General features: G+C 65.9%; 16 protein-coding genes. 6 read left to right on the plus strand and 10 right to left on the minus strand.

The annotated features are described in order from the left end of the window. Position 1: 1 nt before the first annotated feature. Complete coding sequence (locus FQ775_RS16400) at positions 2–958, minus strand: VOC family protein (RefSeq protein ID WP_146298466.1); 957 nt, start codon at positions 956–958, stop codon at positions 2–4. Positions 959–1191: 233 nt separating this feature from the next. Here FQ775_RS16400 and FQ775_RS16405 point away from each other — a divergent pair, with 233 nt between their 5' ends. Then, a complete protein-coding gene (locus tag FQ775_RS16405) occupies positions 1192–2091 on the plus strand; it encodes a diacylglycerol/lipid kinase family protein (protein ID WP_146298467.1) in 900 nt (299 codons plus the stop codon). Between the two features lie 22 nt (positions 2092–2113). Here FQ775_RS16405 and FQ775_RS16410 read toward each other — a convergent pair whose 3' ends face one another. The 3 genes from FQ775_RS16410 to FQ775_RS16420 all read right to left on the minus strand — a co-directional run bounded on the left by FQ775_RS16410 (position 2114) and on the right by FQ775_RS16420 (position 3241). Beyond that, positions 2114–2302, minus strand: coding sequence for a hypothetical protein (locus tag FQ775_RS16410; protein ID WP_146298468.1), 189 nt, complete (start codon positions 2300–2302; stop codon positions 2114–2116). Positions 2303–2409: 107 nt separating this feature from the next. Further along, positions 2410–2874, minus strand: a complete 465-nt coding sequence (locus FQ775_RS16415) for a hypothetical protein (RefSeq protein ID WP_146298469.1) — start codon at positions 2872–2874, stop codon at positions 2410–2412. A gap of 10 nt (positions 2875–2884) precedes the next feature. After that, on the minus strand, positions 2885–3241 hold the full coding sequence (locus FQ775_RS16420; RefSeq protein ID WP_146298470.1) for a DUF883 family protein: 357 nt from the start codon (positions 3239–3241) through the stop codon (positions 2885–2887). Between the two features lie 223 nt (positions 3242–3464). Here FQ775_RS16420 and FQ775_RS16425 point away from each other — a divergent pair, with 223 nt between their 5' ends. Both FQ775_RS16425 and FQ775_RS16430 read left to right on the plus strand, forming a co-directional pair. Further along, positions 3465–3770: a hypothetical protein gene (locus tag FQ775_RS16425; RefSeq protein WP_146298471.1), complete on the plus strand. Its 306-nt coding sequence runs from the start codon at positions 3465–3467 to the stop codon at positions 3768–3770. Between the two features lie 104 nt (positions 3771–3874). Next, the gene (locus FQ775_RS16430; RefSeq protein WP_146298472.1) at positions 3875–4132 is read left to right on the plus strand and encodes a YMGG-like glycine zipper-containing protein; all 258 of its coding nucleotides are present in this window, start codon (positions 3875–3877) and stop codon (positions 4130–4132) included. Positions 4133–4371: 239 nt separating this feature from the next. On the opposite strand, the gene FQ775_RS16435 is transcribed toward FQ775_RS16430, so the two are convergent. From FQ775_RS16435 to xylF, 3 genes are all read right to left on the minus strand, one after another. Further along, positions 4372–5160: an ATP-binding cassette domain-containing protein gene (locus FQ775_RS16435; RefSeq protein WP_146298473.1), complete on the minus strand. Its 789-nt coding sequence runs from the start codon at positions 5158–5160 to the stop codon at positions 4372–4374. 16 nt (positions 5161–5176) lie between these two features. After that, entirely contained in the window at positions 5177–6487 is a 1311-nt protein-coding gene (locus FQ775_RS16440; RefSeq protein WP_146298474.1) for a sugar ABC transporter permease, read from the minus strand. 121 nt (positions 6488–6608) lie between these two features. Beyond that, complete coding sequence (xylF, locus tag FQ775_RS16445; protein WP_146298475.1) at positions 6609–7646, minus strand: D-xylose ABC transporter substrate-binding protein; 1038 nt, start codon at positions 7644–7646, stop codon at positions 6609–6611. Positions 7647–7854: 208 nt separating this feature from the next. On the opposite strand from xylF, the gene FQ775_RS16450 reads away from it, so the two are divergent. From FQ775_RS16450 to FQ775_RS16460, 3 genes are read left to right on the plus strand one after another with little or no spacing between them, the layout of a single operon-like run. Beyond that, complete coding sequence (locus FQ775_RS16450) at positions 7855–9102, plus strand: ROK family transcriptional regulator (RefSeq protein WP_146298476.1); 1248 nt, start codon at positions 7855–7857, stop codon at positions 9100–9102. Further along, a complete protein-coding gene (locus FQ775_RS16455; RefSeq protein ID WP_146298477.1) occupies positions 9099–10538 on the plus strand; it encodes a hypothetical protein in 1440 nt (479 codons plus the stop codon). Before FQ775_RS16450 ends, FQ775_RS16455 begins: the two co-directional genes overlap by 4 nt. Then, on the plus strand, positions 10535–12247 hold the full coding sequence (locus FQ775_RS16460) for an FG-GAP repeat domain-containing protein (RefSeq protein WP_146298478.1): 1713 nt from the start codon (positions 10535–10537) through the stop codon (positions 12245–12247). The genes FQ775_RS16455 and FQ775_RS16460 overlap by 4 nt, the downstream gene beginning before the upstream one ends. Positions 12248–12262: 15 nt before the next feature. On the opposite strand, the gene phoB is transcribed toward FQ775_RS16460, so the two are convergent. The 3 genes from phoB to pstB are packed head-to-tail and all read right to left on the minus strand — an operon-like array spanning position 12263 to position 14540. Next, positions 12263–12949: a phosphate regulon transcriptional regulator PhoB gene (gene phoB, locus FQ775_RS16465; RefSeq protein WP_206064770.1), complete on the minus strand. Its 687-nt coding sequence runs from the start codon at positions 12947–12949 to the stop codon at positions 12263–12265. Positions 12950–12975: 26 nt separating this feature from the next. Beyond that, positions 12976–13683: a phosphate signaling complex protein PhoU gene (phoU, locus tag FQ775_RS16470; RefSeq protein ID WP_146298480.1), complete on the minus strand. Its 708-nt coding sequence runs from the start codon at positions 13681–13683 to the stop codon at positions 12976–12978. Between the two features lie 41 nt (positions 13684–13724). Continuing rightward, positions 13725–14540 carry a phosphate ABC transporter ATP-binding protein PstB gene (gene pstB / locus FQ775_RS16475; protein WP_146298481.1) on the minus strand — a complete coding sequence of 272 codons (816 nt, stop codon included), beginning with the start codon at positions 14538–14540 and terminating at the stop codon, positions 13725–13727. Positions 14541–14548: the final 8 nt, after the last annotated feature.

Genomic DNA, 14548 nt, shown 5'->3' on the forward strand with positions numbered 1-14548 from the left:
CTCAGGCCGTGCCGGCGCTCACAGTTTCATCCTCGAGCGGCGCCAGATGCGTTTCAAGGAACGGACGCAGATGCTCGTGCTGCCTCGGCAGCTTGAGCGCCTCGCCGAGATGCGCGGTATCCTCGTCGCGGTCAAAGCCGGGCTCGTTGGTCGAAACCTCGAACAACACGCCGCCCGGCGTGCGGAAATAGATCGCCCAGAAATAGTCGCGGTCGATCACCGGCGTGACCTGGTAGCCGGTGTCCATCAGCGCCTTGCGCACCTCGAGCTGGCGCTCGCGGTTTGCGACCGCGAAGGCGACATGATGCACCGAACCGGCACCGAGCGACGCGCGGCCCGCGCCAGGCAGCGTTTCGATGTCGACGAAATCGGCGCCGTTGCCGTCGCCGATCGCGAAGCGCTTGACGTTGCCGGAGGTCGCAGCGGGCTCGTAGCCCATGAAGGTCAGAAGCTCCTCCGTCGCGCCGCCATCGGCGAGCCTGAGCGACACCGAATGAAAGCCGCGCACGGCGTCGTCGGCCGGAATACCGGCGGCCGTCCAAGGCGCGCGGCCGTCATCCTTCGTCTCGACGAGGGCAAAGCTGTCGCCATCGGGACCGGAGAAGCCGAGCCGGTTTTCGCCGAACAGCGCCTCCTGATCAGCGGCATCGATGCCCTCTTTCGCGAAACGCTCGCGCCAGTAGCCGAGCGAGCCTTGCGGCACCGAAAACACCGTCGTGCCGACCTCGCCGGTCCCGGCGCGCCGGCCGCCGATATCGGGGAACGGGAAATAGGTCATCACCGTGCCCGGCGTGCCATGCTCGTCAGCGTAATAGAGGTGGTAGACGTCGGGCGCGTCGAAATTCACCGTCTTCTTGACCCGGCGCAGGCCGAGCAACTGCGTGAAGAAGCTATTGTTGCGGCGGGCATCGCTCGCCATGGAGGTAACGTGGTGCAAGCCCTTGATCTGGTCGAGCATGGTCAAAATCCCGGTTGTTTGCGCCTTGGCGCCGTAACGTTGGCCCATATGTCGGTATCGGAACGCCAGTTGGAAGGTTTCGCCGGCCGGATTGTTTGTTCACTATTTGTGAACGACAAGGGAGAGGCGTTCAAGCAAGGATTGCCCCTGCAGTGACGGTCGCTTCGTCGCAGGATCGAATCCCGGCCTCGGACGTTATTGACGGGCATCCCTTTTCCCGGAAGTGCTGAACCATGCGTCTCGTCGCCATCCTCAACCGCGAAGGCGGAACCCTTCGCACCACCGACCTCGACTGGCTCTCCGCCCACATACGCGACAGCTTCGACAAGGCCGGACACAGCGTCGACATCGAGATCGTCCGTGGCGGCGAGGTCGAGGCCGCCCTGAAACGGGCAGCCGCCGCGCCGGATGTCGACGCCGTGATCGCCGCCGGCGGAGACGGCACGATTTCGGCGGCAGCGGCCGCGCTGATGAATTCGGACAAGGCTTTGGCCATCTTGCCCGCCGGGACGATGAACCTGTTCGCACGCAGCCTCAAGATACCACTTTCGCTCAGCGAGGCGGTAGAGGCACTGGCGGCCGGGACCAGGCGTCGGGTGGACATCGCCACCGCCGACGGACGGCCGTTCATCCACCAGTTCTCGATCGGCCTGCACGCCCGCATGGTGATGATGCGCTCGCGTTTCGAATACGGCTCCCGCCTCGGCAAGATACTGGCCTCCGTGCGGGCCTCGCTGGCGGTCATGGCAAGGCCTCCAGCGATGGACGTCGCGCTCGAAATGGGTGAGACGAAGGTGCTCGCCACCACAAGCGGCATCGGTATCTCCAACAATCTGTTCGGCGACGGGCATCTGCCCTATGCCGACGAACCCGACCGCGGCGTGCTCGGCATCTATGTGCTTGGCGCGGCCGGACGTCTCGAAATCGCCTGGCTGATGCTGGCCCTTGCGGCCGGGCGCTGGAAGGACGTCGACACGGTCGAGATCCACGAGACAGCCGAGGCGGTGCTGCGCATCCGCTCGCGCCGCCGCCTGCGCGCCGTGATCGACGGCGAATTGTGCAGCGTCGGCGAAAAGGTCGAGTTGCGCATCCATCCGGGCGCCCTGACCGTCCTCGTTCCGCACGCGGAGTGACGACCGGTGCCAGCCGCCGCCCCTATCGGGCCTGCCCGCTTTCGCCGGTTTGCCCGGAACCCGCTCCGAGCACCGGATCGGTCTCCTCGCCATACCACTCGGCGCCGCCCCAGGCGACCATGGCCAAAAGGATGCCGACGACAAGGACAATGAGAACCGGCTTGCCGAGCCGGCCCTGACGTGCGTCCTGTGGTTCGAGTTTTCGCTTCATCGGCTGATGCTCCGCTTGGCGGGTCGCAGCGCAAGCGATGGCCGCGACCCTGCCAGCGCAATGCGCCAGCGCTCGCAAGGTTCCGGAGCGAAATGCTTTTCAGGAACTCAAAGCGTCTCGTCGGGATCGGTGTCGAGATCCTCGTCGCTGTCGACGTTCTCGCGATAGATCGCATAAGCGGCAATCGCCACGAGAGGGATCACCACCTGCCCGACGACGCCGCTGGAGCGGACGATCGCCGGCAGGGCGGCAAGGGCGGCCGTGGTTGCGAAGGACTTGACCTGCTCGGCGCGCTTTTCCTCGGCCCGCCGCCTCGCCTGGATACCGACGATCATGCGGTGGACAATGAGGATCAGCCCGGCAAGAACGATGAAGCCGATGCCGAAGCCGGTGGTGGTGTAGAGCGGCCCGTAGCGCTCGACGACGAACAGAAACGCGGCCGCGACGAGGAAGCCGAGCCCCAGGACCAGCGCCGCGCCGGCGAAAGCGAAGTCGATGACAGCGCGGCGGAAGCGGCGCGCCGCGCGCTGGGCGTCGAGCCCGGCCAGCATTTCCACGAGCGATCTGAGCATGTGGTGAAGCCTAACGCCTTGCGATCAAGGCGATCAGGAAACCGACCCCGGCGGCGATCGCAAGCGAGGTGACCGGCTTGCGCCGCACATTGGCGACAAGCTGCGCCTCGATGTCCTTGGTGTTGGCCCGCAGTTCCTCGATCGCCGCCTCGCCTTCCTCGCGCAAATGACGCGCGGCACTTGCGGCCGCTTTCTTCGCCGCCGAGGCGGAACGTTCCCCAGAGCCGGCAAGCAGTGACTTGACGGTGGCGAGTTCTTCGCGAAGCGCCGCGATCTGGGCCTCGAATTCAGCCCGCGCGTCGGCGTCGGTGGTGCCGGCCGACGCGGCTGCGGCGGCTTTGCTGGTCTTGTTGCGTGCAGTGCTCATCGACAACTCCCCTCACAACCGGCTGACGACCGGACGAACGCCTGATTGCCTCGGCGGTTCCCGCGCCCGCCCGCATGAAAATGCCTTTCGCCGGCCCTGTCCAGACGAAATGCCGATCCGGCACCGCCGGCACCACACGCGACTCTCCGCTGCGTGGCCTGCTTAACATAAGCCGGAACCTTCGCCGGTGTAGCGTCGTTCTTGTTCGCGAAAGGACCGCGTCATGGAACACATTGCCGCCTTACTTCTCGTTATCGGTTGCTCCGGCGATCTCGGCGACTGCCGCGAACTGCCTGTCGATGTTCCGATTTTCGAGACCCGTGAAGAATGCCAGAGCGAACTCCAGGCCGTCCGCAACAAGGACATCGACGCCTCGCCGCGGGTCTTTGCGACCTGCGTCAACGTCGATCCGGCACTGGTTTATGACGACGCCGTACTGGTGTGGGACGTCGGCCCCGGCGGCCGCCTTGAGGCTGCGCTGGAGCGCCCGGACGTCACGGTCGCCTACAACGACATCGGCAACGAATGACCGGATTTTTCCTTTGCGGAAACGCCCGGCAACAAATCGGTAGCATTTGCAACCCAAGACTGGGCCGGGGCGATGAAGCAAAGGCCTGAACGAGGAGTTCGACAATGAGGAAGATTGTTCTTGCGGCTGTCGCCGCCCTCACCCTTGCCGGGTGCACGACGGCCGAGCGCGACGCGGCACTTGGCGGCGCAGCCGGTGCTGCGATCGGTGGCCTGGCGACCGGCCGTGCGGCAGGCGCGGTGGTTGGCGGCGTGGTTGGCGCGGCATCCGGCGTGCTGATCGGCAAGGCGACCCGGACCGGCTGGTGCGTCTACCGCGACCGCTACGGGCGTCTCTACGAAGCCCGTTGTCGCGGCCTGTAAGCCTCGTCACGATAACAATGCCAAGAAAGCGATCGGTAGCTCTGGCGCTGCCGATCGCTTTTTGGCGCCTTTCCTAGTGGTTCGTTTCCAACATTTGCATCCCATTTGTATTGGCCTCGCGGGCAAATGTTGGAAACAAGAGAACCACTAGCAACCGAATGATTCTAGTGGATTTTTCGAATTTGACATTCGGCCTTGATGTCGACATCGAGCGGGTACCGAATGTCAAATTCAATCCACTAGGCCACCGCCGAAAGCGCCCCCGGACCCGGCTTGGCGCCGACCGGGCATTTCCCCAGGATGATCATGCCAAGCACCTCGTCCTTGGTGACGTCGTCGGTGCTGGCCGTGCCGACGACCTGGCCGTTCTTCATCACGCAGACGCGGTCGGCGAGGTCGAACACGTCATGGATGTCGTGGCTGATCAGGAAGATGCCGATGCCGTCGGCCTTGAGCTGCTTGACCAGTTCAGCGACCTGCGCCGTCTCCTGCGGCCCGAGCGCTGCGGTCGGCTCGTCCATGATCAGGATGCGCGCGTTGAAATGGATCGCGCGCGCGATCGCCACCGACTGCCGCTGGCCGCCCGAAAGCCGCACCACCGGATCCTTGAAGCGCTGGAACCGAGGGTTGAGCCGGCCCATCACCTTGCGCGTTTCCGACTCCATCGCGACATCGTCGAGCGTGCCCCAGCGGGTGCGCAATTCGCGCCCCAGGAACAGGTTGGCAGCAGCGTCGACATTGTCGGCCAGCGCCAACGTCTGGTAGATCGTCTCAATGCCGTAATGCTTGGCGTCGCGCGGATTGTTGATCGTGGCTTCCTCGCCATTGATGAAGATGGAGCCGGCGTCACGCTTGTAGGCACCGGACAGGATCTTGATCAGCGTCGACTTGCCGGCGCCATTGTGGCCGAGCAGCGCCATCACCTCGCCCGGATAGAGGTCGACGGATGCATCGTCGACGGCATGGATGCCGCCGAAGGCGATGGAGATGTTCTTCATCTCGACGAGGGGCGTGCCTTTTCCCGTCATGGTCCTCACTCTCCGATTACTGGATCCGCCGCCGGTACATCGTGTCGAGCCAGACCGCGATGACCAGCGCGAGGCCGACGACGATGTTCTGCAGTGGCGTGTCGACGCCGAGCAGGATCATGCCGGAAGCGAGCGACTGCATCAGCACCGCGCCCAGCATCGCCCCGGCGATGGTGCCGACACCGCCGCCGAGCGAGGTGCCGCCGATGACCGCGGCGGCAATCACCAGGAGTTCGTCGAGGGTGCCGGCGGCGTTTGTCGCGGCGTTGAGGCGCGCAGTCGAGATGCAGGCGCTCAGCGCCGCCAGCATGCCCATCAGCATGAAGATCTTCATGATCACCCAGCGCGTGTTGATGCCGGCCAGTTCGGCGGCCTCGGGATTGCCGCCGATGGCGAAGACATAACGGCCGAAGCGCGTGCGCGTGGCGATGAAGGTCATGATGACCCCGACGCCGATGGCGATCAGCACGGGAATGGCGATGCCGTGCGCGATGAACACGTCCTCCGGCACCTCAAGGCCGCGATCCTCGAAATAGCGGCGCACGATGCCCACCGGCCACGGATAGGCATTGGCGACCCAGACCGCGAGCAGGATCGCCGCGCAGCCGACCGCGCCGAGGAAGGTCTCGGCCCAGACCGGGCGCAGCGGAAAGTGGAACTTCTTGCGCTGGGAGCGCGCGCTGACAAGCGCCAGCACCAGCGCGGCACAGCCGACGATGCCGATGATCCAGCTCCAGGTTGCGCCGATGGCGCCCTCGGGCCCGCCGCCCATCAGCCGGAAGGTGGCATCCATGGGCGCCACGGTGCGGCCGCTGGTGACCCACCAGGCCGCGCCGCGCCAGACGAGCAGCCCGCCGAGCGTGACGATGAAGGCCGGAACGCTCAGAAAGGCGATGATGAAGCCCTGCAAGGCGCCGACGACAAGGCCTATCGCCAGACCGACGAGCAGCGCCAGTACCCAGATCAGCGGATGGCCGAAGCCGAGCAGCTGGGGAAGCAGTTCGGCCTGGGTCACGCCGATGATCATGCCGGTGAAGCCGAGCAGCGAGCCGACGGAAAGGTCGATGTTGCGGGTGACGATGACCAGCACCATGCCGGTCGCCATCACCGCGATCGACGACGACTGGACGGAGAGGTTCCAGAGATTGCGCGGGGTCAGGAAAAGGCCGCCGGACAAGAGGTGGAAGGTGAGCCAGATCAGCACCAGGGCGCCGATCATGCCCAGCATGCGCGTATCGAGTTCGGTGGCCTTCAGGAATCGCGGCAACAGGCCGGAATCGGTGGACCGGGCGCCCTCTGCCGGCGCATGCGACGTGGCATCCGACATCGTCATCCTCCCGCCGGGCAAGCGGTCGTCCAGCCGCCCTTCCCAGCCCGCCAAGCTTAATGAAGCGCCGCGGTTCTCGTCAAACCGCGGCGCGGTGGTCAGTCAGTCGATCGGATGAAGATCAGCCGCAGACGTCGACCTGCCCTGCCGGAACCCCCTGGCAGACCACGTCCTTGGACACCCAGCCGGCATCGATGACGATGTTGAGGTTGTCCTTGGTGATCGGGACCGGGGCCAGGAACACCGACTTGGTGGTGTTGCCGCCCGGCGTCGTGAAGTCGACGACACCCTCGATCTCACCCATGGCGGTGCCGTCGGCGAGCGCCGAGGCGATTTCGCCGGCGGCCTTGCCGAGTTCGCGCGCATCCTTCCAGACCGAAACGGTCTGGGTGCCGAGCGCGACGCGGTTGAGGGCGGCATGGTCGCCGTCCTGTCCGGAGACCGGCACGGAACCGGCCAGACCCTGCGCCTCGAGCGCGGCAACGACGCCGCCTGCGGTGCCGTCATTGGAGGCGACAACCGCGTCAACGTCGTTGTTGTTCTGGGTCAGGATCTGCTCCATGTTCTTCTGCGCATTGGCCGGCAGCCAGCCATCGGTGTAGGCCTCGCCGACGTTCTTGATCTTGCCGGAATCCATGGCTTCCTTGAGCACTTCCATCTGGCCAGAGAACAGGAAATCGGCATTCGGATCGGCCGAGGAGCCCTTGATGAAGGCGTAGTTGCCTTCCGGCTGCGCCTCGTAGACGGCACGGGCCTGCATGCGGCCGACCTCCTTGTTGTCGAAGGTGAGGTAGAAGGCGTCCTCGCTTTCGATCAGGCGGTCATAGCCGACGACCGGAATGCCTTCATTGACGGCCTTTTCGACGGCCGGGCCGATGGCGCTGGCATCCTGCGAAAGGATGACGAGGGCGTTGGCGCCCTGCGCGATCAGCGACTCCACGTCGGTCAACTGCTTGGAAGCCGAGGACTGCGCGTCGGCGGAGATGTAGCTGTTGCCGGCAGCCTCGATCGCGGCCTTCATCGCCGCCTCGTCGGTCTTCCAGCGCTCTTCCTGGAAATTCGACCAGGAAACGCCGATGATCTTGCCCTCGGCGAACGCCTGACCGGCGAACGGCATCGCGAAAGCGGCGCAGGTCAGCGCCAGAACCAATTTTCTCATACTTTCCTCCCGGGTGCATGATGCACGTTAACGACCGGAACAACGCAACCTGGTCCGGCCGGCAGCCTCTATTAATTCGAGGCTCGAAAAAAATAGTGACTCACCCTGCGAGCTGTGTCAAGATGATTTTCGATCGCGCTAACGTGTTGCAATGCAATAGAAAATTTCGCACTGCATCGAAAGCGCGGCAACGGGAGGACAACGCCGCATGACGGCGATCGCACGGTCGGACGATGTGCGCCGGCAGAACCGGCGGCTGGTGATTTCGGTATTGCGGGCCAATGAACGGCTGTCGCGCACCGAGATCACGGCGCGCACCGGCCTGAGCCCCTCGACCGTGTCGGCGATCACCTCCGACCTTCTCGCCGAGGAGGTCCTGCGCGAGGTGCGCGACGGCGACGCGGCTTCTTCGCGGCGCGGCCGGCCGCAGGTGGCGCTGGGTCTCAACCCGCATGCCGCGGCGGTGGTCGCCGTGGTTCTGTCGCTGAATTCCCTGTCGGCGGCGCTGATCGATTATACCGGCAGCGTCATCGTCAGCGAACAGGAGCGCCTCGACACGCTTGCGCTGTCGCGCGAGGAGATCGTGGCGGCGACGCGCGCGGTGGTGGGACGCCTGATCGCCCACGCCGACGAGCGCCGCACGCGGGTGCCGCGCATCGCGGTCGCCTTCCAGGGCATTACCGATTCCGACGCGCGCACGCTGATGTGGTCACCGATCACGCGTCATGTCGACATTCCGCTCGGCGATGCGCTCAAGGACGCTTTCGGCATCCCGGTCACCGTCGAAAACGATTGCAACATGATCGCCGTGGCGTTGCGCGAGAAGAACCCGGCCCGCTACGGGCGCAACTTCATCGCCATCCTGCTCTCGCACGGCATCGGCATGGGCATGATGGTGCGGGGCGAGCTCTTCACCGGCACCATGTCGTCGGGCGGCGAGTTCGGCCACATGAACCACATCCCCGGCGGCGCGCTGTGCCGTTGCGGCCGGCGCGGCTGCATCGAGGCCTATGCCGGCAACTACGCCATCTGGCGCAATGCCCGCCAGGGCAGCGACGGCGACACGCCGGCAGCCGACATCTCCGACGCCGACATGCTGGCGCTTGCGGCGGCGGCCCGCACCCGCGACGGCGCCGAGCGCGATGCCTTCCGCAAGGCCGGCGAGGCGATCGGCTTCGGGCTCGGCAGCCTGTTCGCCATCATCGACCCGGCGCCGGTGGCGATCGTCGGCCAGGGAGCGCTGGCCTTCGACCTGATCGAGGGGCCGATGCTGGATGCGCTCGCCAAGACCGCGGGCGGCCAGCACCATGCCATTCCGACATTCGAAACCGATCCGAACGAGATGCCGCTGATCCGCGCCGGCTGCGCCCTGCGTGCGCTGACCTTCGTCGATCGCGAGATCTTCGCCAGCGGCGCACCGCCCCTGGCTTCGGGCGCTGGAAGGGAGGTCGCATGAACACCCGGCGATTGAAGGCACCATCACTCGCAGCGCTTGTCCTTGCCCTCCTGCCCTTGTCAGGCACCGCCGCCGAACCGTGGGCGGAGCGCGTCGTCACCGACCACGTCGACCAGGCGACGCTCGCCGGCCCGCTCGACCGCGCCACACTGCTGGCGCTGCGCGCCAAGGGCGAACATCTGTTCGCCGGACGCTTCACCGTGCTCGACGGCGTCGGCCGGCCGCTCGCCACCCAGGCCATCATCCCGACCAAGCGCAAGCGCCCGCCGGAAACGAGCTTCGCCCGCACCTCCGGCATGGACGCCAATTCCTGCGCCTCCTGCCACAACCAGCCGGTGACCGGTGGGGCCGGCGATTTCGTCGCCAACGTGTTCGTGTCCGAAGGCTTCGAAAGCTTCGATTTCGATTCCACCGACCCGCAATTTTCCAACGAACGCGGCAGCAACCATTTGTTCGGCGCCGGGCTGGTCGAACTGCTGGCCCGCGAGATCACCGCCGACCTGAAGACGATCCGCAAGGCGGCACTCGCCGAGGCGCGCGCGACGGGTACGCCGGTGACCCGCGAACTGGGCTCGAAGGGCATCGACTACGGCGCCATCACCGCCCACCCCGACGGGGTGCTCGACATGTCGCGCATCGAGGGCGTCGACGCCGATTTGACGGTGCGGCCGTTCAGCCAGAAGGGCGTGATGACGTCCCTGCGCCAGTTCACCGTCAACGCGCTCAACCACCACCACGGCATGCAGCCCGACGAGCGTTTCGGCATGCGCTGGACCGGCGAGCGCGACCATGACGGCGATGGCCATGACGACGAGATCGGCGCCGGCGACGTGTCGGCGATCGTCGCCTGGCAGGCGACATTGCCGCCACCGGTGCGCAACGTGCCCGACGACGAGAGCTGGCAGGCGGCCGCCGCGCGCGGCGAGGCGACGTTCGCCGCGATCGGCTGCGCGACCTGCCACAAGCCGTCACTGCTGCTGGCTTCGCTGAAATTTTCCGATCCCGGCCCCGCCGACATGGCCGGCACGTTGCGGACCAGCGACGTCGAAGACCCCGCCATCTACGATCTCGGCCTGCTTGCATGGGCAAGCCGGCTGCCGCGCAACGACAAGGGCGAGGTGCTGGTGCCGCTGTTCGGCGACCTGAAGCGCCACCGCATCGCCGACCGGCAGGTTGCTGTCCTCGGCAACGAACTGCTGGCGCAGCGCTTCGTGGAACGCAACGTGTTCATGACCGCCGAACTCTGGGGCGTCGGCTCCACCGACCCCTACGGCCACCGCAACGACCTGGCCTCGCTCGACGCCGTGATCCGCGCCCATGGCGGAGAGGGCCGCGAGGCGCGCGACCGCTACGTGGCTCTCACCGACGACGAACGCGGCACCATCATCGCCTTCCTGAAGACGCTGGTGATCGACGCTGAGGAGGAAGTGAAATGAGACCGACTGCCGTCCTGGCCGGGCTTTCGCTGCTCGCCGCCCTGGCATCTTTGCCGTCCATCGCCTCCGACGCCCTGCCCGAACCGACCGGCGACGTGCCGCTGATGGAGGAACAGGCCGAGGCCGCTGGCCTCGCCCATGCCTATCGCGGCCCGTGGGAATATTTTGTCGGCGGGGGTGCTGCCTCCTTCGACTGCAACGGCGACCGGCTGCCTGAACTCTTCATCGCCGGCGGCAAGGAGCCGGCGCGTTTCTATCTCAATCGCAGTACGGCCGGGGGCGCGCTGAGGTTCGAGGAAACCGCGCTGGGCCTCGACCGCGACGACCTCGAAAACGTGCTCGGCGCCTACGCGCTCGACATCGACGACGATGCGCAGCTCGACCTCGTGCTTCTGCGCGTCGGCGAAAACCTGATCCTGAAGGGTGCGCCCGACTGCGGCTTCGAAAAGGCCAACCGGCATTTCGCCTTCGACGGCGGAAAGGCCTGGACGACGGCGTTCTCGGCCACCTGGGAAGAAGGGCGTCGCTTCCCGACGCTGGCCTTCGGCAACTATGTCGACCGGCACGCGCCGGGCTCGCCCTGGGGGACCTGCCACGACAACGATCTCTACCGGCCGGCCGGTACGGAAACCGCCGACTATTCCGGGCGAATGGCGCTGCGCCCCGGTTTCTGCGCGTTGTCGATGCTCTTCACCGACTGGAACCGCTCGGGCACCCCGGCGCTGCGCATCACCAATGACCGCCACTATTACCGCGGCGGCGAAGAGCAGCTGTGGCGCGTCGATCCGGGCCGGCCCGCGCGGCCCTACCGCAAGTCGGAAGGCTGGCAGCACCTGACGATCTGGGGCATGGGCATTGCCGAGGGCGACCTCGACGGCGACGGCTTTCCCGAATACGCGCTGACCTCGATGGGCGACACCAAGCTGCAGAAGCTGTCGGAGGAGGCGGACACCGACGAGCCGACCTATGTCGACATCGCCTTCGACAAGGGCGCAACGGCGCACCGGCCCTATGCCAGTGACGATCTGAAGCCGTCGACCGGCTGGCATTCCGAATTCGCCGACTTCAACAATGACGGGCTGCTCGACCTGTTCATCGCCAAGGGCAATGTCGAACGCATGCCGGATTTTGCCGCGGTCGACCCGGACAACCTGCTGCTCGGCCAGTGGGACGGCAGCTTCATCGAGGCCGGACACCTGGCCGGCATCAACCTGCCGACCAAGGGCCGCGGCGCGGTGGTGGAGGATTTCAACGCCGACGGCATGCTCGACCTGCTGGTCGTCAACCGCGAGCAGAACGTCACCCTGTTCCGCAACCGTGGCGCCAGGGTCGCGTTCGGTGCGAGGCCGATGGGCAACTTCCTCGCCGTCGAACTCTCGCAGCCGGGGCCGAACCGCAACGCGGTCGGGGCGCTGGTCTCGGTCAAGGCCGGCAACAACACCTATAACCGCACCGTGCAGGTCGGCGGCGGCCACGCCTCGGGGCATGCCGGCTTCGTCCATGTCGGGCTGGGCACGGCCGAACGCGCCCAGGTGCGCGTCAAGTGGCCTGACGGCGAATGGAGCGCGCCCTACCGGGTCTTTGCCAACAATTTCGTGCTGATCGGCCGCGAGGCGAACGCGGCGCGCTACTGGTATCCGCCGGAGGCCGACGACACGATAACCCCGAGCGACAAGGGTGACGCCTGGCAGGCCAGCGACGCGCAGTGACAAGAAGATTGCCGGCTAAGCTTCCTTGATGGCGTAGCCGGCACCACGGATGGTGCGGATGACGTCCGGCAGGCGGCCGGAATTGACCGCCTTGCGCAGGCGGCCGACATGGACGTCGACGGTACGTTCGTCGATATAGATCGTCTCGCCCCAGACATTGTCGAGCAACTGGCTGCGCGAAAAGACGCGGCCCGGATGCTGCATCAGGAATTCCAGCAGCCGGAACTCGGTCGGCCCCAGCCTGATCTCGCTCTTGCGCCGGTAGACGCGATGCGCCTCGCGGTCGAGCACGATGTCGCCGACCTTGAGCACGCTTGACAGCACCTCCGGCTTGGCGCGGCGCAACAGCGCGCGCACGCGGGCGATGAATTCCGGCGTCGAGAACGGCTTGACCAGATAGTCGTCGGCGCCGGTGGCAAGGCCGCGCACGCGGTCGCTCTCCTCGCCGCGCGCCGTCAGCATGATGATCGGCAGCCTTTCGGTCTCGGGCCGCATCCTGAGCCGCCGGCACAGCTCGATGCCGGAGACGGCGGGGATCATCCAGTCGAGCACGAGCAGGTCGGGCACGCTTTCCTGCAGCCGGATCTCGGCCTCGTCGCCGCGGCTGATCACCTCGACATTGTAGCCTTCGGCCTCGAGGTTGTATTTCAGCAGGACGCAGAGGGGTTCTTCATCCTCCACGACCATGATCTTTGCCGCCATCATCGCCAACAAGGCACCTCGCGGTCTCAGGCCGTCGCGTCCGAGACCGCCGTCTCGTCCAGCTTGGGCCGGCTGATCGGCAACTGGTTGCCGGTCATCACATAATAGGCGTTCTCGGCAATGTTGGTGGCGTGGTCGCCGATGCGTTCAAGGTTCTTGGCACAGAACAGCAGGTGCGTACACGCGGTGATGTTGCGCGGGTCTTCCATCATGTAGGTGAGCAGCTCGCGGAAGATCGCGGTGTATTTGATGTCGATCTTCTCGTCGCCGGCCCTGAGCGCCTTCAGCGCTTCGGCGTCGCGTCCGACATAACGGTCGACGATGCCGGAGGTCTGGGCGTGCACCATCTCGGCCATCGATTCGATCGAATGCGACAGGCTCTTGGGCGTCGTCGATTGGCCGATGGCGCCGACGCGCTTGGCGATGTTCTTGGCGAGATCGCCGATACGCTCCAGGTCGCCGGCCATGCGGATAGCGCCGATCACGGCACGCAGATCCTGGGCCATGGGCTGGCGCCTGGCGATCAGCGTGATGGCACGCTCGTCGAGCTCGCGCTGCTTGGCATCCATGATCGCGTCGTCGGAGATGATGCGCTGGGCCAGCGGATTGTCCGAACTCAGCAGCGAGCGGGTGGCGTCGCCGATCATCGAACCGGCCAGGTCGCCCATCTCGCGGATCAGCTTGTCGACCTCTTCAAGATCGTCGTCGAAGGATGTGACGGTGTGCTCGCCCATGGGCTCGCTCCTCGTGAAGGCGGGATGTGGCGCGCGGCCGATCAGCCGAAACGGCCGGTGATGTAGTCCTGGGTGCGCTTGTCGTCAGGGTTGGTGAACATCTTGTCCGTCGGCCCTTCCTCGACGAGGTAACCGAGGTGGAACATCGCCGTGCGCTGCGAGACGCGGGCCGCCTGCTGCATGGAGTGGGTGACGATGACGATGGTGTAGTTCTGCCGAAGCTCGTCGATCAGTTCCTCGACCTTGGCGGTGGCGATCGGGTCGAGCGCCGAGCAGGGCTCGTCCATGAGGATCACCTCCGGCGACACCGCGATGGCGCGCGCGATGCACAGGCGCTGCTGCTGGCCGCCGGAAAGCCCGGTGCCCGGCTCGTGCAGCCGGTCCTTGACCTCGTTCCACAGCGCCGCCTTCTGCAGGCTCGATTCCACGATGCCGTCGAGGTCCGACTTCGCCTTGGTCAGACCATGGATGCGCGGCCCGTAGGCAATGTTCTCGTAGATCGACTTCGGAAACGGGTTCGGCTTCTGGAACACCATGCCGACACGCGCCCTGAGCTCGACCACGTCGATCCTGGGATCGTAGATGTCCTCGGCGTCGAGCGTTATGTCGCCGCCGACCTTGCAGATCGGGATGGTATCGTTCATGCGGTTGAGGCAACGCAGGAAGGTTGACTTGCCGCAACCGGACGGGCCGATCAGCGCCATGACCTGCTTTTCCGGCACGTCGAGATTGACGTCGAAAAGCGCCTGCTTCTCGCCGTAGTGGACGGTGACGTTCCTGCCACGCATCTTGATCGCGTTCTCGTCGGCCATCTCGGTCAGCTTCTTCTCGACTCCGGCTTCGGTCAGCATGTTCATTTCCTCAC

The organism is Nitratireductor mangrovi (genome assembly GCF_007922615.2).
Classification (GTDB): Bacteria; Pseudomonadota; Alphaproteobacteria; order Rhizobiales; family Rhizobiaceae; genus Mangrovimarina; species Mangrovimarina mangrovi.